This is a genomic window from Actinocorallia aurea (assembly GCF_054783995.1).
Window position 1 is genome coordinate 466,584 of record NZ_BAAGPQ010000012.1, and the last position, 22,930, is coordinate 489,513.

The window sequence follows — 22,930 nt, forward strand, 5'->3', positions numbered from 1 at the left end:
CGCCGGAAGTCGGCGCGCGAGGCGCGAGGAGTGGTGCGATGTCCCCGCGCGGAGAGGCGCCGTCGGCCCGGCGCCGAGCGGCGATCGCGTCTTCAAACCGATCGAGGTGCGCGAAGGGCAGGAGATCTCTCTGACCGGCGTCTGCGCGGGGGAAGGCAGCCTCCGCGTCGACCTCGGCCTGACCGGCGCGGACGGCAACTTCTCCCTGGACCTCGACTGCTCCGGCGACAGGGGCGGTCCGGAGGGGTTCGTCGGCCCGGCCCAGGCCACCGCCGCAGCCTTCCCGGAGATCGACATCACCGGCGACGTCCGGTGGGCCCTGCGGGTGGAAGAGGGCCGTACCTCCTGGTGACGCACCGCCGGTTCGTGCTCGGGGGACCGTCCGACGCGATGCACCAGGCCGGCCCTCGCCGTCACATCTCGGGCAGGCCCAGGGTGACGGCGGGGATGCGGCCGCCGACGAGGGTGCCCGCGTGGGCGGCGTCGGCGAGGGCGCGCAGGATGGTCTCCGGGTCGCGCTCGGGAATGCCGAGGAGGCCGGTGAGACCGGCCCACAGGGTGAGGCCGCCGGACGCCGCGATGTCGAGCCAGGTGCGGTTGACGCGGATGCCCAGGCCGTCGCCGACGGTGAGGGGCCGGGCCGTCTCGGCCCGGCAGACGAGCGTCACCTGGACCTGGTCGGGCGGGTCTCCCGGCATGAGCACGGCCCGCCACGCGGGCACGTGCGGGGCCGGGTGCAGGAGGTCGCTGACCGAGAGCAGGCACAGCCCTTCGCGCAGCCACGCCTGCACGTAGGCGTTGGAGTCCGTGCTGGTGTTCTGCAGCGACGGCACCACCGGCTCCATGATGAGCGCGGCGCGCGGCGCGGTCTCGCTGCCGAGGAGCAGCGGGATCAGATGCTGGCTGCGGAAATAGCCGTGCAGGCTGACGGGCGTGTCCCGGTCCTCGACCTTCGACGGGGAGCAGGCCTCGTGCGCCCAGATGATGTTCAGCAGCGGCCGGTCCGGATGCTCGGCGACGGGGAAGCGGCGCACGAGGACGCTCGTCGGCTCCCGGTCGGCGTCCCCCGGCCGATCGCAGATGACGCACTCGTACGCCCCCGGCTCGGGCCCGGCCATCAGCTCCGCGACCTTCTCCGCCCCGAGCACGGCGGCGACCGCCGCCCCGATCACGACCTGCCGCCCCTGCCCGTCGCTCATAACGGTCACCGTAAACCGGCGGCCCCCGGCTAACCAGTGCCCGACCCGGGGAAGATCCGCACAGCCGGGCGACCGACTCTGTGGAGCCCGGCCGCCTCAGCGCGGGACGCGCCAGAGGTGGTACCGCCGCTTGGTGGCGGAGCCTGCGGGAGCCTTGGCCTTGCCGAAGACGAAGACCTGCCCGGACGGTGCCACGCTCAGCCCCCGCAGATCGACCGCCTCGGCGGTCCCCCTGTAAGGGTGGGCGGTGACGACCCCGGCGGGGGAGACCTCCAGGACGTCGGTGTACCGCTTGCCCTGGTAGTTGACGAGGACGGACCAGAACATGCCGGAGCGGTCGAGGGACAGACCGCCGAAGAAGGCTCGGGCGAAGAGCGACCAGTCTGCGCCGTCCCAGCGCAGGATCCGGTCGGCGTAGCCGACGTAGAGGTTCTTCTCCGAGGTCGCCTCGACATACCAGATGCGCTGCTCGCAGTACTCCGCGTCCCCGTCGGTGGGGCTGCATCCGAGGGAGGACGGCAGCGGCTGCTTCTTCCAGCCGCCGCCGTCGTTGCGGAAGAGGAAGGACTCGTCCTCGCCGCCGGTGGTGTTGGCCGCCCACATCGTCCCGTTCGGCAGGATCGCGAACGAGGAAAGGTACCGGTACTTCTTCTTCGTCCACGCGTGGCCGTTGTACCGCCACTCGGTCGTGGACCTCTGCCCGTCCCGGGAGAACACGCGAACGTCGTCGCGGGCCACGGCCGTCAGGCCGGTCGAAGGGTATTCGGCATAGCCCCGCGGGAGCCGTTTCGCGACCGCCCACCGGCCGCCCTTCCGCCGGAGCAGCCCGTCCCAGGCCGACGCGTTCTGACCGCTGTTCACGACCACCCAGAAGTCCTTGGGGCTCCCCGCGGCCTCGGTGACCACGCCGAGGCGCGGCAGCGTGAACCGCCGCCACTTCGCGCCGTCCCAGTGGTAGGCCTTCGGCTTGGTCGGCTTCGCGGTGTCGAAGACGCCCCGGCCGGTGAACACCCACACGTTCTTCGGCCCGAACGCGTGCACCGCGGTCACCTCGATGCCCTGGGCGAGGGCGGGGAGCCGCAGGTCCTGCCAGCGCGCGGGCGCCGCCGCTGACACGCCCCCGCCTTGACCGAACAGGAGAGCCGAGCCGGTGCACAGCGCCGCGGCCGCACGGCCGCCGCGCCTCCACTTGATGATCACCGCAGGAGCGTAGCGGCGGCCGATCCGCGAGAGGTGTGAAACGCGGGGAATACCCCGGAAGGCCGCGTCCGTCGGGAGCGCGCCGAAGGCCGGTACCGGGAAGGGTCATTGAAATAGAAACCCCGTTCTTATAGCTTCAATGGCGACGGTCACACCCCTGACGCCCGCCGCCCTGAGGAGACAGCCCCCATGTCACTCGAGCTCGATGTCATGCTCTCCGACTCCGTGGTCACCGCGGCCGAGCGCGCCCGCGCGCTGGAAGGATGCGGGGTGGACGGGGTGTTCACGTTCGAGAACTCGCACGACCCGTTCTTCCCGCTGGTCGCCGCTGCGCCGGCCTGCTCGCTCGACCTGATGACGAACGTCGCCATCGCGTTCCCGCGCAGCCCCATGCACCTCGCGCACGCCGCGTACGACCTGCACCTGCTGTCCGGGGGGCGGTTCCGGCTCGGGCTCGGCTCGCAGGTGAAGGCGCACGTGGAGAACCGGTACGGGGCGCGCTGGGGCAGGCCGGTCGCGCAGATGCGCGAGTGGGTCGAGGCGACGAAGGCGATCCTGGACAGCTGGCAGAACGGCACCCGGCTCAAGTACGAGGGCGAGTACACCAGGCACACGCTGATGACGCCCGCGTTCAACCCGGGGCCGAACCCGCACGGCGTTCCGAAGGTCCTGGTCGGCGCGCTCGGCCCGCGGATGAACCGGATGGCCGCCGAGGTCGCCGACGGCGTCCTCGTCATGCCGTTCAACAGCGCCCGCCACATGCGCGAGCGCACGTGGCCCGCGATCCGGGCGGGCCTGGAGGCCTCGGGGCGCTCGCGCGGCGACCTCGAGGTGACGGCCGAGGTCATCGTCGGCGTGGGCCGCACCGAGGAGGAGCTGGAGGCGGCCAAGGCGATCCGGTTCCTTCTCGCCTTCTACGGCTCCACCCCCGCCTACAAGGCGGTCCTCGACGTCGAGGGCATGGGCGACCTCCAGCCCGAGCTGAACGCCCTGTCCAAGCAGGGCCGCTGGGGTGAGATGCCCGGCCTCATCGACGAGAAGGCCATGAAGACCCTCGCCGTCCACGGCACCCCCGACGAGGTGGCCGCCGAGATCGTCGCCCGCTACGGCGACTGCGACCGGGTCTGCGCCTACTTCCCGCACTACAACGCCTCCGACGACCTCATCGCCGACTTCGCCGCGGCCCTGAAGGCCGCCCGGCCCTGACCCGGCCGAGCCGAGTAAGAATTGAATTTCTCTTCCAGGAGGTAAGCGGTGTCCACCGAACTGCCGTTCACGTTCTTCGACTGCGACAACCACTACTACGAGGCGCTCGACGCCTTCACCCGGTACGCCGAACCCGAGTTCAAGCGCCGGACCGTCCAGTGGGCCGAGATCAACGGACGGCAGCGACTGCTGGTGTCCGGGAAGATCAACAAGTTCATCCCGAACCCGACGTTCGATCCCGTCGCCCGGCCCGGCGCGATGGACGAGTACTTCCGCGGCCGCAACCCCAAGTCGTCCGACGTGAAGCAGCTCTTCGGCGACCTGGAGCCGACCCGCCCCGCCTACCGCGACCGCGACGCCCGCCTCGCCCTCATGGACGAGCAGGGCATGGCGGGCACCCTCATGCTCCCCACCCTCGGCGTCGGGATCGAGCAGGCGATGCTGCACGACCTGCCCGCGCTCGGCTCCGCGTTCCGCTCCTTCAACCGCTGGCTCGACGACGACTGGGGCTACGCCTACCGGGAGCGCATCTTCGCCGCCCCGTACATCACCCTGTCCGACGTGGACGGCGCCACCGCCGAACTCCGGCGCGTCCTGGACCGGGACGCCCGTTTCGTCGTCATGGTCCCCGGCCCGGTGATGACCCGGGAGGGCCTGAAGAGTCCCGCCGACCCCTACTTCGACTCGTTCTGGCGGCTCGCCAACGAGTCGGGCATCACCGTCGTCTACCACTCGGGCCTGACCTACTACAGCCGCTACATGCAGGACTGGGGCGAGTCGGCCGAACTCGAGGCGTTCAAGGCCTCCGCGTCCTTCATGGCCTACTCGTCCCACGACGCGGTCCATGACACGTTCGCCAGCATGCTCGCGCACCACCTGTTCGCCCGCTTCCCCAGGCTCCGGATCGCCGTCATCGAGTCCGGCGCGTCGTGGGTGCTGCACTTGTTCGCGAAGCTGAAGAAGGTCTTCGGCCAGGCCCCGTTCCGGTTCCCCGAGGACCCCCGCGAGACGTTCCGGCGGCACGTCTGGGTCTCCCCCTACTACGAGGACGACCTGGGCGAGCTGAAGCGGCTCGTCGGCGTCGAGCGGATCCTCATGGGCTCGGACTTCCCTCACGTCGAGGGTCTCGCCGATCCCGCCTCCTACCTCAAGGACCTGGAGAACTTCCAGTTCGCGCCGGAGGAATGCGAGACGATCATGCGCCACAACGGCTGGGAGCTGGCCTCCCGCCTCGCCTGACGCGCCCGGCCCGATCCGCTAGACAGAGGAGGGACCGTCCGCCTGGACGACGAGCGTGATGAAGTCGTCGACCAGGCGGTACACCTCGCTGAACGGGCCGCCCTGGTGGATGGCCGAGGACAGCAGGGCGTGCAGGATCGACCAGAGCATCGTCGCGGCGTCGTGCGCCTCGGCCACGCCGAGGTCGGCGAAGTCCCGGTCGAGCACCTTCTCGGCGAGGGAGGAGACCTCGCCGAGGATCGCCTCCACCTCCGGGTCGCCCGACCCGTAGAGCAGGAGGTGCGTCTTGAAGAACTGAGGCTGCGCCTCGAACGCCCCGATGACGCCGCGCATCCGGGCCCGGACGCGCTCCTCGGGGGTGCGGTCGGGCAGGGCCGCGTCGAGGCCCCGCCGGTCCACCCACGCGCGGAGCGCCACGGCGTACAGCAGTTCCTTGGAGGCGAAGTAGCGGTAGAGGGTGCCCAGGGCGACGTCGGCGCCCTGCGCCACCTCCGCGATGCGGATCTGCTCGTACTCCTGCCGCTGGAGCGCGGCGAGCGCCGACTCCAGGATGCGGTGGCGCCGCGCGCGCTTGAACGCCGGCAGCCCTTCGGCGGACGTCGCGGCCTGCGGGGTGCTCGTCATGGCCGCTCCTCGCCGGGCCGTCCGGGCAGGGCCGCGGCCTGCCGCTCGCACAGGTCGAGGAAGCGGTCGGCGAGCCGGTAGGCCTCGGCGAAGGGCCGCCCGTGGAAGACCGCTGCGGTGAGGGTCGAGCCGCTGATCGCGTAGAGCATCCGGGCGCGGTCCTGCGGCGCGGGGACGCCCATCCCGGCGAAGTCGCCCGCGAGCAGCGCGGTCGCGGTGGCGTCGGCGCCCGCGAGCAGCGCCCTGACCTCGGGGTCGGTGCTGGCCCCGAGCAGCAGGGTGAGCTTGTAGAACTGCGGCTGGCGCTCGAACGCGGCGATGATGGCGTGGATGCGGCTGCGCGCCCGGTCGCGTCTGCCGGGGGCGGGCCCGCTCTGCCGGTGCCGGTGCCTGTCGCGCTCGACCCACTCCTGGAGGACGACGGCGTACAGGTGCTCCTTGGAGGGGAAGGAGCGGTAGAGCGTGCCGAGGGCCACCTCGGCGGCCTGGGCGATCTCGCCGACCCGGATCCGCTCGTACGGCTGCTGCTCCAGCGCGCTCAGCGCCGCGTCGACGATCCGCTGCCGCCGCGCCCATCGCGCCGACGGCGCGCGTTCCGCGCCCTTCGGGCCGGCCGTCTGCTCGTTCACCTGGGATTCCGCTCGACAGGGGCCGTCAGATAACAGGAGTCCCATTATAGGTCGCGGCGCTTCCCGCCGCACCGCGCCGCGCGGTCACAGCAGCCAGACGGGGAGCGCGGTGCCGGGGTCGGCGGGCAGCCGCGCGAGGTCGCCTTCCCGGGCGGCCAGCGCCGATGCCGTGAGGTCGTCCGGGCCGAACAGGGCGAAGGCGACGCCTTCGGCGGAAGCGTCCCGCCACAGGGCGGGCGCACAGGGCGCGGCGGAGGCGTCCCGGACGAGCAGGGCCCGCCCGCGCCCCCACGTGACGAAGAACCAGCCTTCCCCGTCCTCGACGACGTCGCCCAGCAGCGCCCGGCCGAGGAGATCGTGGGCGCGGTCCAGGTCGGCGGCGGTCAGCCCGATGAGGGAGACCGCGCGGGCCGGCGGAGCGGCGACGGGGAAGTCCGCGGGCGCGTCGGTGATGCCGTGCGTCTCCAGGAGCGAGTCGTCGGTCTCGATGATCTGGACGAGCGTGCCCAGCGCGGCGTCCTTCGGGTGCACGAAGGCCTCGCGCCGTCCCGGCAGGTCCGGGTGGCCGCCGAAGGTCGGGAACTTCAGGCGGACGAGTTCCTCGGCCGTCTCGTCCATCGAGGGCACCTTGAACGTCAGGTGGTGCGGCGCGGGCCCGCGCCGGGCCAGGAAGCGGTCCATGAAGCCGCGCTCCTCGGCCGGTGCGATGAACTCCAGGCGCATGCCCGTCCCGTAGCCGAGCTGGAAGGGCGCGTATTCGGCGGCCTCGCCGCCATGGTCCCAGCGCCCGCCGAGCTCCGTTGCGAACCGCGCGTAGGCGTCGGACCACCGCCGCACCCCGATGGCCAGATGGTCGAGCAGCGGCCACCGCACCGCGTGCTGTCCGGCGACGGTCGCGTCCGGCATGGGGGTGCTCCTGACGTCCGGGCGGCTGTGCCGCGGGGGCCGCGACCCCGGACGAAGGCCGCACAGGGAAGCATTCGGCGCATTCTAACTCTGGAACGGGAATCCCATTCAGGCGCCCCGGCCGGGCGATGCGGGCGTCCGGCTCGGCGGACGAGAGGGGGCGGCGCCCGTGGACGCCGCCCGTGAGCCGCCGCGCTCCCCGCGTTGCCCGGACGCGGGGAACGCGCCGACCCGGCTCGCGGGTCTCCGCCGCCGCTGCCCCTCGCCGCGCGGGACGCGGCGGCGGCGCTCGGTGATCCCGTCGTGCATGGACATGGTCGTCGCCCGCTCATCGGTCGAAACATCGAACGAGCGGAACGTGATCGAATCGCCACATGCGTCACAGGACGCGACTCACGGTGAGGGGCCTCGCTCGGCTGCGGTCGCGGCGACTCACCTGCCGCGGCCTCCTCGCACCCGTGCCGCCTTGCCGTTAGCCTTTGCCGAATCCGGCCGGGTCCGCGGGTGTCCCGGCGAAGCCGGGTTCTCGAAGAGCCGTGTGCCGGCCGAGTGAGCACGGTAAGACGGCGAGGGGACAAGGTGGAGGCGTTCGCGCACGAGGTGGAGCTTCAGGAAGTCCCCATCTACCAGATCGGCAACCGTCGGCTGCCCATCGGGGACGCGGGGGAGCTCCCGTACTACGCGACCCGAGAACTCGACGGGTCCGCGGGCGGGGAGGCGGACGTCATCGTGGTGGTCCACGGCGCGCTGCGGAACGCCGGGCACTACTACCGGTCCGTCTTGAGGGCCGCGATGCTGTCGGGCGGCAACCCCGTCGTCGTGGCTCCGCAGTTCCTGGCGGACGTCGACGTCAGGGACGACAAGGAGAGGGCGGGCCTGCTGCACTGGGGCACCGACTCCTGGAAGGACGGCAGGGGAGAGCCCGGCTCGTTCCACGTCATGGACGAACTGCTGACCGCCCTCCCGCGCGCCTTCCGGGAGGTCCGCCGGGTCACCGTGGTGGGGAACTCGGCGGGCGGCCAGTTCGTCAACCGGTACGCCGCCGTGGGCAGGGCTCCGGACGACGCGCGGCTCGCGGGCCGGGTCCGGTTCGTCGTGGCGAACCCCTCGACCTTTCTGTACTTCGATGACTTCCGCCCCGCTCCCGGAGGCGGCTTCGCCCGCCGGGCGGACGGCGCCGCGGTCGGCCGGTGGCGCTACGGCTTCACCGACCCGCCGGCCTACGTCCGCAAAGACCACGAGGACGCCTACTTCGAGCAGTACATCTCGCGCGACGTCACCTACCTGCTAGGCAAGCAGGACACCTCCCCGGACGCCTCTCTTCTGGAGGTCCACCCCGCGGCCGCCGCGCAGGGCGCCGACCGGAGGGAGCGGGGCCGCAACTACAGCGCCTACCTCGCGTGGAAGGCCGGTCACCCCGTGCACCGCCTGGTCGAGGTCGACCACGTCGGGCATGACGCCGCCGACCTCTTCACCTCCGACCGGGGCATCGGGGTGCTGTTCCCGCCCCTTTGACCCGGTCTCCACCGAAGCGGAGGCCGGGCCGCTCTCCGCCCGTCAGCCCTGGAGCCACCAGGGGCTGGAGTAGGCGACGCCCCAGTCGTTGCAGGGGTGCCCGGCGGGGCCGGGGGAGCGGTTCGCCTGGGACGGGTCGGAGACGCGCAGGACGACCCAGGCGCCGTCGGCGGTGTTCAGGGGGACGGTGAACTCGGTGATCCGGCCGGAGACCGTCTCGATGACGTCGACGACGGTCGGGGCTGTGCTGCCAGGGCGCAGGACCTGGATGTTCAGGGGCTTGCCGACCCACTCGGTGCCGCGGTCGAGGTCGACGCGGAACGTGACGTCGCCGCCGGTGATCGGCAGGTCGCCGCCCATCCGGACGCCTGCGGCCGTCGCGTCGAGGCGCAGCCCGGAGACGCGGGTGGCGAAGAAGCGGCGGGCGCGCATGGCCTCCAGGACCCCGGCGCGGGTGTTCTCGGTGACCCACATGCCGCTGCGGCCCTTGCCCTCGGGAAAGCCCCAGTCGGTGCCGTGCTCGTCGGTGACGCCGGTCAGGCCGGTCCGCCAGCCCGCGTTCAGGCACTTGACGAGCGGCGAGGACATGCCGTTCGACCAGCCTTCGAAGAGGTAGTCGTCGCCGCGGTTGAACATCTCCAGGCTGACCATGCGGTCGCGCACGGCGGAGTTGTAGCCGAACTCGTTGAAGCGCAGCTCCTCGCGGCCCGGGTGGTTGAACCCGGCGACGGCGTCCTTGTCGTCGAGCCAGTTGAAGAACGTCTTCATGTTGGGGGCCGCCGACATGTCCACGTAGGAGTCGGAGAACCAGACGTTGGCGTGCCCGAGTAGCGCGTGCGTCCATTCGAATCCGCGGATCGCGGTGTAGACGCCGGGGACGTTGGCCGTGTCGGCGAGGGAGGCCGTCCGCTTCCACTCCGACGAGCTGAGCCCGCCGATGGTGAACACGCCGCTGTGGTCGGTGAGCGCCGCGACGTCGAGGCCCGCGCTGCGCATCGACGCGAACGCCAGCGCCGGGTCGCCGTCCCCGTCGGACATGGTGGTGTGGTTGTGCATGTCGGCGTGGACGAGGGTCGTGCCCTGCGTGATCAGCGAGGCCCGCCCCGCGCCGCCCGCGGCCAGGGCCGAGACCCCGCTCGCGGCGGCGGTGCCGGTGGTGGCGGCGCGGGCGCTGCCGGGCGCCGCGGCGAGGAACAGCAGCCCGCCGGCCGCCGCGCCGAGCAGCGCCCGGCGGCTCGGCGGCCCGCCCGCTTCGGGCACCTGGTACCCGTGGCCCTGGGGATGGTGGTGAGGGTGGCCGTGGTGGTGGTCGTGTCCGTGATCTCCCATGGCGGACATCACACGCGTGCGGCAGGAACATGAACAGAATTCCTATCCCTCTGCGGGTGAACGTTCCGTGAGGGACGCCTCCGCGGCGGCGCGCAGATACCGGCGGCCCAGCGCGGCGACGTGCGCGACGAGTTCGGGCGGCTCCGCGACCTCGAAGTCGAGGCCGAGCATCCCGATGTAGACGGCGACGGTCTCCAGGCTGTCCGCGCCGGTCACCAGGATGCACCGGTCGGCGTCCACCGCCTCGACGACCCCCACGGTCGCGTTGATCCGGGCCAGGACCTCCGCCGCCGGGGCGAGGACGGTGATCCGCGCGTGCACCTTCCAGCCCGTCGCGGCCACGTCCCGCAGGACGAACGAGGTGTAGTCGCCGCCCGGCAGCGGGGAGGGGGCGAACGCGCGGCCGGGCATGAGGGGCGTCATCCAGTCGGCGCGGTAGGCCGCCCACGCGCCGGAGGCGGGATCCCGGGCGACGAGGTACCAGCGCCGCCGCCAGCTCACCAGGCGGTACGGCTCCACCTGCGCGCGGCCGGGCGGCGCGGCGGTCGCCGAAGGAGGCCACGCCGCCGGCGCGGTGGCGGGGACCGCGTAGTCGAAGCGCAGCAGGACCTTGTCCCGGATCGCGGCGGCGATCGCGGTGAGCACCGCGGCGTCGGTCTCGGGATCGGCGGCGTCGGTGTCGAGGTTCTCCGGCGCCCGCGAGGTCGCCTCGTGCAAGGCGACGACCTGCCTGCGCAGCCTGTGCGGCAGTACCTGCTCCAGTTTCGCAAGCGCGCGGGCGCTGCTCTCCTCAATGCCGCCGACCCCCGCGCCCGCCCGCAGCCCGATCGCGACGGCGACGGCCTCCTCGTCGTCCAGCAGCAGCGGAGGCAGCTTCGCGCCCGCGCCGAGCCGGTACGAGCCCGCCGCGCCCCGGGCCGCGTCGACCGGGTATCCGAGGTCGCGCAGCCGTCCCACGTCGTTGCGGATCGTGCGGGTGCTCACGCCGAGCCGCTCGGCGAGCTCCCGGCCCGTCCAGTCGGGCCGGGACTGGAACAGCGACAGCAGGGCGAGCAGGCGGGCCGACGTCTCCAACATTTCTTCAGTATCGCGGATATATAGGAATCAAGTCTTCCTATATGGCTCCTACCGTAAGGGACATGACGAAGACGCAGCACACCGCCGAGATCCGCACCTTCACCGTCGCGATCGAGCAGGCCGACATCGACGACCTCCGCGCCCGCCTCGCCCACACCCGCCTGCCCCGCCCCGCGGCGGCCGACGACTGGGCCCTCGGCACCCCGAACGGCTACCTGCGCGAGACCGTCGAGTACTGGCGCACCTCGTTCGACTGGCGGGCGCAGGAGGCGCGGATGAACGCCTTCCCGCACCACCTCACCGAGATCGACGGCCAGACCGTTCACTTCGTCCACGTGCCGTCGGTGGAGAAGGACGCGACGCCGCTCCTCCTGCTGCACACCTACCCCGGCTCGTTCGCCGACTACCTCGACGTGATCGGCCCGCTCACCGACCCCGTCGCGCACGGCGGCCGGGCCGAGGACGCGTGCTCGGTCGTCGTCCCCTCGGTCCCCGGCTTCGGCTTCAGCACGCCGCTGGTGGGCGCCGGCTGGACCCAGGCCAAGGTGGCGCGCACCTTCGACACCCTGATGCGCCGCCTCGGCTACGACTCCTACGGCGCGCACGGCAGCGACATGGGCGCGCAGATCTCCCGCGAACTCGGCCTGCTCGACCCGCCCGGGTTCCTCGGCATGCACGTCCTGCAGCTGTTCTCCTTCCCGTCCGGCGACCCCGCCGAGTTCGAGGGGTTCGGCCCGAAGGAGTACGCGGCGCTGGAGCACATGCAGTGGTTCCAGTCGGTCGGCGGCTACAACGCGATGAACGCGGCCCGGCCCCAGACGATCGGCGCGGCGCTCGCCGACTCGCCCGTCGGACAGCTCGCCTACAGCGAACTGCTGAACTCCTTCGGCAACGGCACGAGCCTGCTCACCATCGACCAGATCCTCACCCAGGTGTCCCTCTACTGGTTCACCAACACCCAGGCGACCGCGAGCCGGTACTACTACGAGGAGTCCCGGTCCGGCGCGGAACCGGCGGTCAGCGCCGCGCGGACGGGCGTCGCGGTCTTCGCCGACGACTTCCAGACGATCCGGTCCCTCGCCGAGCGGGACAACACGAACATCGTGCACTGGAGCGAGTTCGCGAAGGCCGGCCACTTCGCCGCGATGGAGGCGCCCGAAGCCGTCGCGGGCGACATCCGGGCGTTCTTCGCCGGGCTGCGCACCGCCTGACGCGCCGCGGACGGGCCGGGAGCGCCACCCGGCCCGTCCGTCGTTAGCATCGGGCGATCGGATCGAGCGAGGGGCGGCGGGATGGCGGACTGGGCGCAGTTCCGGAAGACGGCGGGGGAGCGCGTCGCGGGGTTCGGGCGGGTCGCCCTCGGCGAGGCGGACGGGGTGCGGCGGGCCGCGGTGGTGCTGTGCGTGGCCGAGCGGGACGGGGAACTCGGCGTCCTGGTGATCAAGCGGGGCGACCGGGGGCGGAACGCGGGCCAGTGGGCGCTGCCGGGCGGGCGCGCCGAGGAGGGCGAGACGCTCACCGAGACGGGCCTGCGGGAGTTGCGCGAGGAACTCGGCCTGGAGATCGCCGACGCCGACGTGCTCGGCATGCTCGACGACTTCCCCGCGTCCTCCGGATTCGCGATCACCCCCGTGGTGGCCGTCGCCGAGGGCGCGGGCGAGCCCGTGCCCGACGCGCACGAGGTGCGCTCGGTGCACCACGTGCCCCTGAGCGTCCTCGCGGCCGAAGGCGCCGTGCACTGGGTCGAGCGGCCCGGCGGCGGACGCCTCCTCCAGATGCGCCTCGGTCCCGCCATGACGATCCACGCCCCCACCGGCGCGATGCTCTGGCAGTTCCGCGAGGTGGTCCTGCTCGGCAGGGACGTCCGCGTGGCCGACCTCCTCCAGCCGGACTGGACCCGCGAATAGCCCTGAGTTCTGTCACCGGCCGGTGCTAGCTTCCCGATCATGTCGACGAGGTACGTGTCATGGGACGAGGCGGTCGCGCTGTTCGAGCGGCGAGGTCTGCCGCGGAGCGCTTACGAGAACCTCTACGAGGAGGGGTACATCCTCGTCGAGGGCCCCGCGGTCGTGCGCGGCGATCTGCCGCTCGACGAGCACGAGGCGACGCCATGGGCGGAGGCGACCCCGGACGGCGCCACGGGCTACATCGTCGACGGCGACCTGACCGTCGAGGGGAACCTCCTCGACATCGACGACGGCTCGGCGGCCCTCGTCGTCCTGGGCCGGCTGAGCGCGCGCGACGTCTACTTCGAGGGCGACGTCAAGCTGATCACCCTCGGCGACACCGTCTGCCGGGCCTTCGTGGGCTACATGACGGAGAAACTGGTCATGGTCCACGGCGATCTGCGCGCCTCGGTGGCGGTCTTCCTCGCCGAGTTCCTCCCCGACCTCGTCACCGGCACCCTGTCGGGAAGGCTCCTCACCGACGAGGAGGGCCCCTTCGACGAGATCGGCGGCCTGTCCGATCCGGCGCCGGACCTCCCCCTCGCCGATCTCCTCCTCCCAGAGGTCTTCGCGGCGGAAGGCTCCGATCCGGACGGCGACTTCGCCTCCTTCGCCGAAGTGGGCCTCGACGGCGGGGCGATCCGCGACCGCGTCATGAAGGGCCTCCCCCTCTCACCCGCCCCCTGAGGCCTCACTCCCGCGCGATCTCCTCGATCAGGGCGCGCAGCCGGAGCGGCATCTCCTCGTTGAGCGAGAGGACGGTGCCGGTCCGCACGACCCCGGGCGCGAGGACGATCTCGCCGGTGAGGCGGTGGAGGTCGGCGGTGTCGCGGGCGACGACCTTCAGCAGGAGGTCCGCGTCCCCCGTGGTGGAGTGCATCTCGATCACCTCCGGCACGGCGCGCAGGGCCTCGATCGCGCCCTGCGCGCTGTGCTGGCTGATCTCGAGGGAGATGAACGCGACCATGCCCCGGCCGAGCAGCGCCGGGTCGACGCGGCGGGCGAAATCCCGGACTGTCCCCGATTCGCGCATTCGCTGGAGGCGGGAGGTCAGGGTGTTGCGGGCGATGCCGAGGCGGGCGGCGAGGGCGAGGACCGTGGCGTCGGGATCGTCGTCGAGGGCGAGGAGGATCTTGGCGTCGAGGCTGTCCATGTGAACATTATGACAGGTGATTATCAAGCGCAGTGGCAGAATGTTCAGTGCGTGGCGGCTCGGTTGCGCAATTCTAGGCTATATCTACGATGTCCTGACATGTGCCGATTTTCTACGCAGGGCCGTCGTGGCCCGCACTCCACAGCTCACCCAGGAGCCGCCCGGTGACCACCGCGGCCCTCAGCCCCGTCATCCGGCACAGCCGTCTGGAGAACGTCGCCGGCCTCGCCGTCGGCGCCCTCGTCGCCTCGTTCGGGCTCCACCTGATCCAGGGGGCCGGCGCCGTCACCGGCGGCGCCGCGGGGCTCGTCCTCCTGCTCACCAAAGCGCTGCCCCTGCCGTTCGGGTTGATCTACGTCCTGGTGAACATCCCGTTCGTCGTCCTCGCCTGGACCCGGCGCGGCAAGCGGTTCGTGGCGCTGTCCGCGGCGTCGGTGCTGATGCTCGCCGCCTTCTCCGGCCTGCATCCGCGCTACGTCGAGGCGGCGCGGATCGAGCCGCATTACGCCGTCCTCGGCGGCAGCCTCGCCGCGGGGATCGGCATCCTCATCGTGCTCCGCCACCACGCGAGCCTCGGCGGCTTCGACGTCGTCGCCCTCGTCTGCCAGGACCGCCTGGGCTGGCGCGTCGGCCACGTTATGCTCGCCCTGGACGCCGCGGTCATCGCCCTGTCCGCCCTGACCGCCCCGCTCGGCACCGTCCTGCTCTCCGCCGCGGGAGTCGTCGTCCTCGACATGGTCCTGGTGCTCAACCACCGGCCCGGCCGCTACCCGGCAGCCCTCTGACCGCCCGGCGTCAGGGCGGGGACTCAGGGGCGAAGAGCAGGTCGGCCGGGTCGTCAGCGACGGGCAGGCGCTCGTCGTAGGCCCTGATGAGCGCGTCGGCCCCGCGGACGTCGCCGACGAGGGCCGCGCCGATCAGGCGGCCCTCGCGGACGACGACGCTGCGGTGCACGCCCAGGCGGGGGGAGGAGGTGACGGCGTACTCGTCCTCGGGCCATTCGGGTTCGGCGGCGCCCATCGCCACCACGTCCACCCCGGCGGCCGTCAGCCGGGTCGAGATCCGGGAGCCGTGGTAGGCGGCGGTCGCGGAGCCGGTGATGTGGTCGGAGAGGACCTCGGCCTGCTCCCACAGGGCCCGGATCGCGCCGTACACCTGCCCCCGGTGCTCGGCGCACGCGCCGACCGCGTAGATGTCGCGCTCGCCCGCCGCGCGCATCCTGTCGTCCACGACGATCCCGCGCTGCACGATCAGGCCGCTCGCGCGCGCCATCGCCGAGTCGGGCCGGACCCCGGCCGCGACCACCACCATGTCGCACGGTAGGTCCCGCCCGTCGGCCAGGCGCAGGGCGCGCACCCGCCGCTGACCGAGCACCGCGACGGGGCGGGCGCCCAGCTCCACGCCGATGCCGAGGCCCGCGACGCGGTGGCGGAGCACCAGCCCGGCCCGCGCGCCGAGCTGCTGGTCCATCAGGTGCGCCGCGCTGTGCACCACGGTGATGTCGAGGCCCTGGTTCTGGAGGCCGCGCGCCGCCTCCAGCCCGAGCGGCCCGCCGCCGACCACCACCGCGCGCCGGTGCCCGCGCGCGTACCGGATCATGTTGCGGGTGTCGTCGAGCGTGCGGAAGGTGAAGACGCCCTGGTGGAACCCGCGGTCGGCCACGCGCATCCCGGCGATGTCGGGGACGAAGGGGACGCCGCCCGTCGCGATGACCAGTTTGTCGTAGCGCAGCGACTCGCGCCCGGCGAGCCGCACCCGGTGGGCGAACCTGTCGATCCGCTTCGCGCGGACCCCGGACAGCAGCTCGATCCCGTTCTCGGCGTACCAGGGGAGCGCGTTGAGGAGGATGTCGGATTCCTCCGCCTCACCGGACAGGACCCGGGAGAGCGCGAGCCTGTCGTAGTTCCCGTACGGCTCGTCGCCGACGACGGTGATCTCGAACTCCCCGCCGCCGCGCGCCAGGATGCCCTCGACCGTCCTCATCCCGGCCATCCCGTTGCCGATCACGAGGATCCGGGGCATCACACCTCGACCAGGCCGAGGTCCACCACCACGGTGCCGGTCACCCCGTCGGCCGCCGCGAGGTGCACCTCGACGACGGTTCCGGCCTCCAGATCCTCCACGATCCGCAGCGACACGTGCGTCGCGTCCTTCGCGCCGACCGGGAAGTACCGCATCGGCACCCCGTTCCGCATGAGGACCACGCACACCAGTTCCCCGCTGCTGTTGCCCGCCCGCAGGTAGACGGGCTGGGCGGCGGCCCCGCCCGGCACCTCGTACCGCAGCGCCGCCGAGATCGGCACCGGCGTCTCGAACCCCTTCCCGACGAACGGGAACGCCCCCTGGAGAAAACACGGCTTCGACTCCACAGCCGCATCGTGGTTTCCCCAGGTTAACGTCCGAGAACCCGGATGTTACCCACCGGTTACGAACCTGTCCCCTCCCGCGCCGGGGCCCGGATACGGCGGCGGGCAGGCCGGCCGCCGCCGTCCTGGCCTCCGGGGGTCAGGCGGGGAGGTCTTCGGCGCGGAGCATCCACGCCTGCTTCTCCACGGCGGCGGTGACGGAGATGAGAAGGTCCTGGGTGACGGGGTCGGCAGGGCCGGTCTCGGCGATGCGGGCGCGCAGGCGGGGGACGAGGCCGTCGTAGAGGGCGCCGAAGGCGGCCAGTGCGCCGCCGACGGTGATCGGGCCGGGCGGGAACGGATCGGGCCGGCTCGCGGCGACCGTCACCGGACGGCCGTCGGGAGAGACGCCCAGAGCGGAGGCGCGTTCGGCCACGTCATCGGCGAAGCCCCGGGTGGTGTCCACGATCTCGTCGAGGTGCAGATGCAGTGAGCGGAAGCCCGGACCGCGCAGGTTCCAGTGGACCTGCTTGGCGTTCGACGCGAGGTCGAGGAGATCGGCGAGCGTGTCCTGCAGGGCCTGACCCGCGGTCTTCACGTCGGCGGCGGGCAACGTCTGGGCCGTGTCGTACATGGGAGTCCTTCGGTAGGGGATGTCGGTGAGAGGAGGGGTCACTGGAGGTAGCCCTCCACCTGGGAGGCGGGACGGACGTGCGCGGCGGCCGGGTCCTCGCCCGTCTCGCGCAGTGCCCGCCGCTGCCGCAGCAGGTCCCAGCACCGGTCGAGCTCGGTCTCCAGGGAGCGCAGGCGGTGCAGGGTCCTGGCCTGCGGGGCGCCGCGCAGCGCGTGCTCCTCGGCGATGACCTCGTGGATGCGCTCCAGGATCGTCTGGTCGCGCGGCGTCATCGGACGGCCTCGGCTGTCCATGGGTGCTCCTTCGCTTACGGTCGTGCGGCGGGCTTCCGAACGCCGCCTCATAACGGTCGCCCGGCAGGGCCTCGCGCCGCATGACACGAACGCGTGAGATCCTCCGGTTCGAGGCGCGCCGCATGGAGGCCGCGGCGGAACCCACGGGGAAGGGGAGACCGATGACGGACACGACGCCGTGGCCTGCGCGGCTGCCGATCGCGCAGGCGCCGATGGCGGGAGGCGCGGCCACGCCGGAACTCGTCGCCGCCGTGTGCGGGGCGGGCGGCCTGGGCTTCCTCGCCGCCGGATACAAGACCGCCGCGGCCATGCGCGCGGAGATCGCGCGGACCCGCCTGCTCACCGACGCACCCTTCGGCGTCAACGTGTTCCTGCCGACGGCCGACACCGCCGACGCGGACGCCGTCGCCGCCTACGCGGCCCTCATCGAGCCCGAGGCCCGCAGGCTGGGCGCGCCGCTCGGCGCACCGGCAGGGGGAGACGACGACTACGCGGCCAAGATCGCGGCGCTGCTCGCCGATCCGCCCGCTGTCGTCGGCTTCACGTTCGGGCGGCCCGATCCCGCCGCGGTCAGGGCGCTGCGCGAACGCGGGGTCTTCGTGCTCGCCACCGTCACCTCGGCGGCGGAGGCGCGCCAGGTCGAGGGCGTCGACGCTCTGTGCGTGCAGGGCGCGGAGGCGGGCGGGCACCTGGGCTCGTTCACCAACGGCCCGCTGGAAGGCACCCCGCTGGACCGGCTGCTGGGCGAGGTACGGGCGGCGGTGCGGCTCCCGCTCGTCGCCGCCGGAGGACTGGCCGACGGCCGCGACGTCGCCCGCACGCTGGCCGCCGGAGCCGACGCCGCCATGGCCGGGACCGCGTTCCTCCTCTGCCCCGAGAGCGGCGCCTCGGCGACCCACCGGCGCGCCCTCACCGACCCGGCGTTCACGCGCACCGCGATGACCCGCGCGTTCACCGGCCGCCCCGCCCGCGGCCTCGCCAACCGCTTCCTCGACACCTACTCGGCTCAGGCCCCCGCCGCCTACCCGCAGATCCACCACCTGACGTCCCCGCTCCGCAAGGCCGCCGCCGCCCAGGGCGACCTCGACGCCCTCCACCTCTGGGCCGGCACCTCCTGGCACCGCGCCCGCCCCGCCCCGGCCGCCGAAGTCGTCTCCAGCCTGGCCGCCCGCCCCTGACCCACCGCCGCGCGTCCCCACCGGCGCCGGAGGACCAGCCCTCCGAAAGCCCGCCTCGCCGGGACACAGCGAGAAGGCGAACGCTTTGGGCCCGGCACCAGGGCACTTGGACTGCCCGCTCCGCCGGGACAGCCGCGGAGGAGGCCGGGCTCCTCGTGCTCGGTCGAGGGCGCTCCGAGTACGCGCCTTCGGAACTCCCGTGGAGAAGGCTCGACTCCTCGAGCCTGGCACAAGAGCTCTCCGAGTACCCGCCTTCGCTGGAACTCCTGTGGAGAAGGCCGAGCCCTCGGGCCCGGTACGCGGGCGTTTCCGGCTTCGCCGGGCGCACCTGTACCGGGCACTGTAGGCGGGCGCTCCAAGATCTCGGCCTTGTCGTGAGGCCGCGTGTCGGGAGCCGCCGACGGTCAGGCGGTCCGGAGGACGCCTTCGTCCACGGCGCGGCGGGGGAGGGGGAGCGGCGGCGCGACCTGGCGGTCGCTCTGCCGCGCCCAGCGGGGGGCGGCGGAGGCCGGGTGCCGCGCCACCACGAACAGCCCGGGGACGCGGTCCCAGCCGACGAGCCGGAGGAGCCGCACCAGGTGCGGCGCGACCGAGCACAGCACGAGTTCGCGGTCCTGGCCGCCGAGCCGCCGTGCCGCCTCGGCGAAGAGCCGCAGCCCTTCGACGCCGCAGAAGTCCACCCCCGCGAGGTCGAGATAGATCTCCCGGTTGCCGTGCCGCACCGCCGCGTCCACGGCCGCCGCGACGTCCCCGATCGTGGAGGTGTCGATGTCGCCGAAGAAGCGGAGCCCCGACCTCCCGGCGAACGCGGTGATCCGCAGCAGTGCGCCGTCCGCGACCACGAAGCCCTCCGGAGTCTCCCCGCCCGCAGTGGTGACCGTCTCCCGTACGCATTCCATGCCTGTGCCTCCCGTTCGGTGTATGGCCTCATCCTCCGCACCGCGACCCCCAGGCCGCATCGTGCGAACGATTGATCCTTCAATGAACGTGAGGCCGCCGACCGAGCGCGCGGCGGCCCGGGCACGGGCGCGAATCCGCTCAGGGCGCGGCCGTACGGCGGCCGCCCGCCTCCCCGGTCTCACCCGTTCGAGTGATCCGCGGCCGGGTGCCGCCCGCGCGCGCCGGGTCAGCCCTCGGCGGTCTTCGGGAGCGGGGCCGTGAGGTGGACGACGGGGAGGTCGCCGTCCTCGTGCCTCTGCCGGAGCACCTTCTTGTCGAGCTTCCCGACACTGGTCAGCGGGATCTCCGCGACGAAGGACCAGTATTCGGGGATCCACCAGCGGGCGACCTTGCCCGTCAGCCAGACGCGCAGGGCCTCCCCGTCGAGCGCGGCTCCCCGGCGGACGACGACGACGGCACAGGGCCGCTCGTCCCACTTGGGGTCGGGAACGCCGATGACGGTGGCCATCGCGACGTCCGGATGCCCGGCGATGGCGTTCTCCAGCTCGACCGAGGACACCCATTCGCCGCCGGACTTGATGACGTCCTTGGCCCGGTCGGTGATGCGGACGTGGCCCTCGTCGTCGAGGGTGCCGATGTCGCCGGTGCGCAGCCAGCCGTCGTGGAACTTGTCCGCGCCCTCGTCGCCGAGGTAGCGGCCGGTGATCCAGGGGCCGCGCAGTTCGAACTCGCCGATCGCCGCGCCGTCGGCAGGCAGGACCTCCAGGGTGTCCGGATCGACGATGCGGATCTCGACCCCGGGGGAGACCCGGCCCTGGGAGAGCCGCCGGGACATCGCGGTCTCGGGGTCGGTGCCCTTCGGCGTCCTGGCGACGGTGACGAGCGGGGACGTCTCGGTCATGCCCCAGCCCTGCACGAGGGTGATGCCGAACTCCTCGAAGCCCTCCACGAGCGCGCGGGAGACCGCGGCGCCGCCGATGACCACCGCGCGCAGGCTGCCCAGGTCGTGGCCGGGCTCGGACCGCAGGACTCCGAGGACGTCGTTCCAGACGGTCGGGACGCCGTTGGCGAAGGTGATCTTCTGTTCCTCGACGGCGCGGACGATGGTGGCGGCGTTCATGAACCGGTCGAGCAGCACGATGTCGGCGCCGAACCACCAGCAGGTGTAGGGGTAGCCCCAGGCGTTGGCGTGGAACATGGGCACCACGATCAGGCTCCGGTCGTCGAACCCGAGCGTGACGGCGTTGTAGGTGCCCTGCGACATCGAGTGGATCGCGATCGAGCGGTGGGAGTAGGCGACGCCCTTGGGGTCGCCGGTCGTCCCGGTGGTGAAGCACAGGGTGGCGGCGTCGTGCTCGTCGACCTCGACCCAAGCGCGCTCGGCCGGCCTGCCTTCGAGGAGTTCGGCGTAGGTGAGCACCTTCTTGCCGGACCCCTCGAAGTGGGCCGGGTCGATCCGCCCGTTGACGACGACGGTGTGCACGGTCGGCAGCAGGTCCCACAGCGGGGCGAGCGTCGCGACGAGCGACTCGTCGACGATCAGGACCCGGTCCTCGGCCTTGGTGATCGTGTACGTGAGCTGGTCGGGGAACAGCCGGATGTTCGCGGTGTGCAGGACGGCGCCCATCGCGGGGACGGCGAGGTAGGCCTCCAGGTGCTCCTGGTTGTTCCACATGAACGTGCCCACCCGCTCGTCACCGGAGATCCCCAGCGACTCGAGGCCGTGCGCGAGCCGCGCGGCCCGCTCGGCGACCTCGGCGAACGTCGACTCCCGCCACTCCCCGGGACCGGTCAGGGTGACGACCTTGCGCCGCGAGTGCCAGCGCCGCCCGTGCCGCAGGATCGTCGCGACGCTCAGCGGGACGTCCATCATCGTGCTTCTCATCGGAGCTCCCCCCATAAGTGTTCACCGACAAACCGGTCATTCGACCCTAGTGATGCCCATCACGGCACGGACACCCGGCCCTGAGCGATCGCTTAATGGGCGGGCCTGGGCAGAGACTCGGTCATGGCCGGCCTAGGACGTCGAGTAGGCGGGAGGCGAAGGCGGCCGGGTGGGTGCTGAGGCCGACATGGCCGCCGGGGAAGGAGGCGAGCCCGGTGCCGAGAAGGCCGGCGAGGCAGGCCGTCGTCCGGTAGGGGAGCTCCCCGGCGGAGTCGGTTCCCACGGCGAGGACGAGCCTGTGCGCCACGGCCGCGAGAACCTCCACATCGACGGGGGAGGTCATGAACGCGGGGACGACCCGGCCGACGAAGTAGGGCATGTTGGCCATGGTCCGCGCAGCCCGCGCCGCCGGCGGCAGTGCGGTGGCGGCCGCCGCGACGGGCGTCGCTTCCCCGGGGCGGCGCAGGCCCGCCGCGAAGACCTCGATCGCGGGGGCCAGGCCGGCTCGGTCGAACGTCTCCCGGACCCGGGCGACGAACGCGCGCTGGTCGGCCTCGTCCGGCAGCACCGCCACCACCGGCGGCTCGTGCGCCACGACCCGAACGACGGCTTCGGGGCGGTCGGCGAGGAGCCGCAGGGCGGTGATGGCGCCCGAACTGCACCCTGCCACGCGGGCGGGCGCTTCGGGGGACAGCAGTGCGATCAGGCGATACGCGTCGTCGGCGTGCTGCTCGGGGCACTGCGCCGCGGCCGGGTCGTCCAACGGGCTCCGGGACATGCCTCGCGGGTCATAGGACACGACCCGGTACTCGGCCGCGAGGGCGTCGGCGATGCCGTCGTAGGAGGCGGCGTCGCCCGCGCCGCCGGGGACGAGCAGCAGGAGCGGGCCCTGCCCGCGGACCTCGTAGTGCAGGACGGCTCCGTCCACGCGCAGGCGTCCGGTGGTCGGCTCCGTCATGACGGGTCCCCCTCGGCGGACCGGGGCCAGTGCTCCAGGACGGTGTGCAGGGCGTCGAGGCAGCGGGCCCAGGAGGCCTCGGAGGGGCGTGCATGGGCGAAACCGCCCGCCGCCTCAAGGGAGGCGAAGCCGTGCAGGGTGCTGCGCACCAGCCGGACGGCGTCGGTCAGGTCGGGCTCTCGCAGGGCGTAGGCGCGCAGCATCCCGTACGTCAGCTCGACCGCCCGGCGAGGGCCGGGCGCGGCGGCGGCGACCTCGGGGTCGAGGCCTACGGGGATCTGGGTGGCGGTATACCGGCCCGGATGGTCGTGGGCGTAGCCGCGGTAGGCGTTCGCGTAGGCCACGAGCGCGTCCCGCCCGGACCGTCCGGCCATGGCCTCGGCGATCCGGATGGTCTTCTCGTCGGCGGCGAGCAGCGCGATCCTGCCGCGCAGGTCCTCCAGCCCGCGCACGTGCGCGTAAAGGCTCGCGTCCTTCACGCCGAGCCTTCGCGCGACCGCGGACATCGTCACATGCTCCAGCCCCACGTCGTCGGCCAGCTTCGCCCCGGCGACCGTGACCCGCTCCGCCGTCAACCCCGCCCGCACCATCGGCGCCGCCTTTCCTCGAATCTCCTAAGAGCCCTCGTGAGATGCCTAGGGGTCCTAGGCTATACCTAGTGATCCTAGGAACGTGCTCGATCCGTCCGGCGACTCCGCCCGAATAGGGACGCTC

At 72.6% G+C, this 22,930-nt stretch carries 25 protein-coding genes; 9 read left to right on the forward strand and 16 right to left on the reverse strand.

Annotated elements, in window-relative coordinates:
• The first annotated feature begins 106 nt into the window (after positions 1-106).
• Positions 107-352, forward strand: coding sequence for a hypothetical protein (locus ACYVOM_RS14635; protein ID WP_460303885.1), 246 nt, complete (start codon positions 107-109; stop codon positions 350-352).
• Between the two features lie 61 nt (positions 353-413).
• Here the strand turns inward: ACYVOM_RS14635 and ACYVOM_RS14640 are convergent, their stop codons facing one another.
• Together ACYVOM_RS14640 and ACYVOM_RS14645 are read right to left on the reverse strand one after the other, a co-directional pair.
• On the reverse strand, positions 414-1,199 hold the full coding sequence (locus tag ACYVOM_RS14640; RefSeq protein WP_460303886.1) for a hypothetical protein: 786 nt from the start codon (positions 1,197-1,199) through the stop codon (positions 414-416).
• A gap of 96 nt (positions 1,200-1,295) precedes the next feature.
• Complete coding sequence (locus ACYVOM_RS14645; protein ID WP_460303887.1) at positions 1,296-2,399, reverse strand: hypothetical protein; 1,104 nt, start codon at positions 2,397-2,399, stop codon at positions 1,296-1,298.
• A 189-nt stretch (positions 2,400-2,588) separates the two neighbouring features.
• Here ACYVOM_RS14645 and ACYVOM_RS14650 point away from each other — a divergent pair, with 189 nt between their 5' ends.
• A complete protein-coding gene (locus ACYVOM_RS14650; protein WP_460303888.1) occupies positions 2,589-3,605 on the forward strand; it encodes a TIGR03617 family F420-dependent LLM class oxidoreductase in 1,017 nt (338 codons plus the stop codon).
• Between the two features lie 48 nt (positions 3,606-3,653).
• Positions 3,654-4,844 (forward strand): amidohydrolase family protein, encoded by a 1,191-nt coding sequence (locus tag ACYVOM_RS14655; protein ID WP_460303889.1) that lies wholly within the window; start codon positions 3,654-3,656, stop codon positions 4,842-4,844.
• An 18-nt stretch (positions 4,845-4,862) separates the two neighbouring features.
• Here the strand turns inward: ACYVOM_RS14655 and ACYVOM_RS14660 are convergent, their stop codons facing one another.
• The 3 genes from ACYVOM_RS14660 to ACYVOM_RS14670 all read right to left on the reverse strand — a co-directional run bounded on the left by ACYVOM_RS14660 (position 4,863) and on the right by ACYVOM_RS14670 (position 7,003).
• Positions 4,863-5,468, reverse strand: a complete 606-nt coding sequence (locus ACYVOM_RS14660) for a TetR/AcrR family transcriptional regulator (protein ID WP_460303890.1) — start codon at positions 5,466-5,468, stop codon at positions 4,863-4,865.
• Positions 5,465-6,097 (reverse strand): TetR/AcrR family transcriptional regulator, encoded by a 633-nt coding sequence (locus ACYVOM_RS14665; RefSeq protein WP_460303891.1) that lies wholly within the window; start codon positions 6,095-6,097, stop codon positions 5,465-5,467. The genes ACYVOM_RS14660 and ACYVOM_RS14665 overlap by 4 nt, the downstream gene beginning before the upstream one ends.
• An 84-nt stretch (positions 6,098-6,181) precedes the next feature.
• A complete protein-coding gene (locus ACYVOM_RS14670) occupies positions 6,182-7,003 on the reverse strand; it encodes a VOC family protein (RefSeq protein ID WP_460303892.1) in 822 nt (273 codons plus the stop codon).
• Between the two features lie 579 nt (positions 7,004-7,582).
• On the opposite strand from ACYVOM_RS14670, the gene ACYVOM_RS14675 reads away from it, so the two are divergent.
• Complete coding sequence (locus tag ACYVOM_RS14675; RefSeq protein WP_460303893.1) at positions 7,583-8,518, forward strand: alpha/beta hydrolase; 936 nt, start codon at positions 7,583-7,585, stop codon at positions 8,516-8,518.
• 42 nt (positions 8,519-8,560) lie between these two features.
• Here ACYVOM_RS14675 and ACYVOM_RS14680 read toward each other — a convergent pair whose 3' ends face one another.
• Together ACYVOM_RS14680 and ACYVOM_RS14685 are read right to left on the reverse strand one after the other, a co-directional pair.
• Positions 8,561-9,847 (reverse strand): CehA/McbA family metallohydrolase, encoded by a 1,287-nt coding sequence (locus ACYVOM_RS14680; RefSeq protein WP_460303894.1) that lies wholly within the window; start codon positions 9,845-9,847, stop codon positions 8,561-8,563.
• A gap of 42 nt (positions 9,848-9,889) precedes the next feature.
• On the reverse strand, positions 9,890-10,924 hold the full coding sequence (locus ACYVOM_RS14685; protein WP_460303895.1) for a helix-turn-helix transcriptional regulator: 1,035 nt from the start codon (positions 10,922-10,924) through the stop codon (positions 9,890-9,892).
• Between the two features lie 62 nt (positions 10,925-10,986).
• Here ACYVOM_RS14685 and ACYVOM_RS14690 point away from each other — a divergent pair, with 62 nt between their 5' ends.
• The 3 genes from ACYVOM_RS14690 (at position 10,987) to ACYVOM_RS14700 (ending at position 13,557) form a co-directional block, all read left to right on the forward strand.
• Positions 10,987-12,135 carry an epoxide hydrolase family protein gene (locus ACYVOM_RS14690; protein ID WP_460303896.1) on the forward strand — a complete coding sequence of 383 codons (1,149 nt, stop codon included), beginning with the start codon at positions 10,987-10,989 and terminating at the stop codon, positions 12,133-12,135.
• Between the two features lie 81 nt (positions 12,136-12,216).
• On the forward strand, positions 12,217-12,831 hold the full coding sequence (locus tag ACYVOM_RS14695; protein WP_460303897.1) for an NUDIX hydrolase: 615 nt from the start codon (positions 12,217-12,219) through the stop codon (positions 12,829-12,831).
• A gap of 39 nt (positions 12,832-12,870) precedes the next feature.
• Positions 12,871-13,557, forward strand: coding sequence for a hypothetical protein (locus tag ACYVOM_RS14700; protein WP_460303898.1), 687 nt, complete (start codon positions 12,871-12,873; stop codon positions 13,555-13,557).
• 4 nt (positions 13,558-13,561) lie between these two features.
• Here the strand turns inward: ACYVOM_RS14700 and ACYVOM_RS14705 are convergent, their stop codons facing one another.
• The gene (locus ACYVOM_RS14705) at positions 13,562-14,023 is read right to left on the reverse strand and encodes an Lrp/AsnC family transcriptional regulator (RefSeq protein ID WP_460303899.1); all 462 of its coding nucleotides are present in this window, start codon (positions 14,021-14,023) and stop codon (positions 13,562-13,564) included.
• A gap of 164 nt (positions 14,024-14,187) precedes the next feature.
• Between ACYVOM_RS14705 and ACYVOM_RS14710 the strand changes: the two genes are divergently transcribed.
• Positions 14,188-14,808 carry a YitT family protein gene (locus tag ACYVOM_RS14710; protein WP_460303900.1) on the forward strand — a complete coding sequence of 207 codons (621 nt, stop codon included), beginning with the start codon at positions 14,188-14,190 and terminating at the stop codon, positions 14,806-14,808.
• 10 nt (positions 14,809-14,818) lie between these two features.
• Here ACYVOM_RS14710 and ACYVOM_RS14715 read toward each other — a convergent pair whose 3' ends face one another.
• The 4 genes from ACYVOM_RS14715 to ACYVOM_RS14730 all read right to left on the reverse strand — a co-directional run bounded on the left by ACYVOM_RS14715 (position 14,819) and on the right by ACYVOM_RS14730 (position 17,295).
• Positions 14,819-16,045 (reverse strand): NAD(P)/FAD-dependent oxidoreductase, encoded by a 1,227-nt coding sequence (locus ACYVOM_RS14715; RefSeq protein ID WP_460303901.1) that lies wholly within the window; start codon positions 16,043-16,045, stop codon positions 14,819-14,821.
• Entirely contained in the window at positions 16,045-16,392 is a 348-nt protein-coding gene (locus ACYVOM_RS14720) for a hypothetical protein (protein WP_460303902.1), read from the reverse strand. The genes ACYVOM_RS14715 and ACYVOM_RS14720 overlap by 1 nt, the downstream gene beginning before the upstream one ends.
• 136 nt (positions 16,393-16,528) lie before the next feature.
• Positions 16,529-17,002, reverse strand: a complete 474-nt coding sequence (locus ACYVOM_RS14725; RefSeq protein ID WP_460303903.1) for a Dps family protein — start codon at positions 17,000-17,002, stop codon at positions 16,529-16,531.
• Between the two features lie 38 nt (positions 17,003-17,040).
• Positions 17,041-17,295, reverse strand: coding sequence for a DUF2630 family protein (locus ACYVOM_RS14730; RefSeq protein ID WP_460303904.1), 255 nt, complete (start codon positions 17,293-17,295; stop codon positions 17,041-17,043).
• 161 nt (positions 17,296-17,456) lie between these two features.
• On the opposite strand from ACYVOM_RS14730, the gene ACYVOM_RS14735 reads away from it, so the two are divergent.
• On the forward strand, positions 17,457-18,473 hold the full coding sequence (locus ACYVOM_RS14735; RefSeq protein ID WP_460303905.1) for an NAD(P)H-dependent flavin oxidoreductase: 1,017 nt from the start codon (positions 17,457-17,459) through the stop codon (positions 18,471-18,473).
• A gap of 404 nt (positions 18,474-18,877) precedes the next feature.
• Here the strand turns inward: ACYVOM_RS14735 and ACYVOM_RS14740 are convergent, their stop codons facing one another.
• The 4 genes from ACYVOM_RS14740 to ACYVOM_RS14755 form a co-directional block, all read right to left on the reverse strand.
• Positions 18,878-19,372: an STAS domain-containing protein gene (locus tag ACYVOM_RS14740; RefSeq protein WP_460303906.1), complete on the reverse strand. Its 495-nt coding sequence runs from the start codon at positions 19,370-19,372 to the stop codon at positions 18,878-18,880.
• A gap of 227 nt (positions 19,373-19,599) precedes the next feature.
• The gene (locus ACYVOM_RS14745; RefSeq protein WP_460303907.1) at positions 19,600-21,258 is read right to left on the reverse strand and encodes a long-chain fatty acid--CoA ligase; all 1,659 of its coding nucleotides are present in this window, start codon (positions 21,256-21,258) and stop codon (positions 19,600-19,602) included.
• Positions 21,259-21,379: 121 nt separating this feature from the next.
• Entirely contained in the window at positions 21,380-22,216 is an 837-nt protein-coding gene (locus tag ACYVOM_RS14750; protein ID WP_460303908.1) for an alpha/beta fold hydrolase, read from the reverse strand.
• On the reverse strand, positions 22,213-22,806 hold the full coding sequence (locus ACYVOM_RS14755; RefSeq protein ID WP_460303909.1) for a TetR/AcrR family transcriptional regulator: 594 nt from the start codon (positions 22,804-22,806) through the stop codon (positions 22,213-22,215). The genes ACYVOM_RS14750 and ACYVOM_RS14755 overlap by 4 nt, the downstream gene beginning before the upstream one ends.
• Between the last annotated feature and the right edge of the window lie 124 nt (positions 22,807-22,930).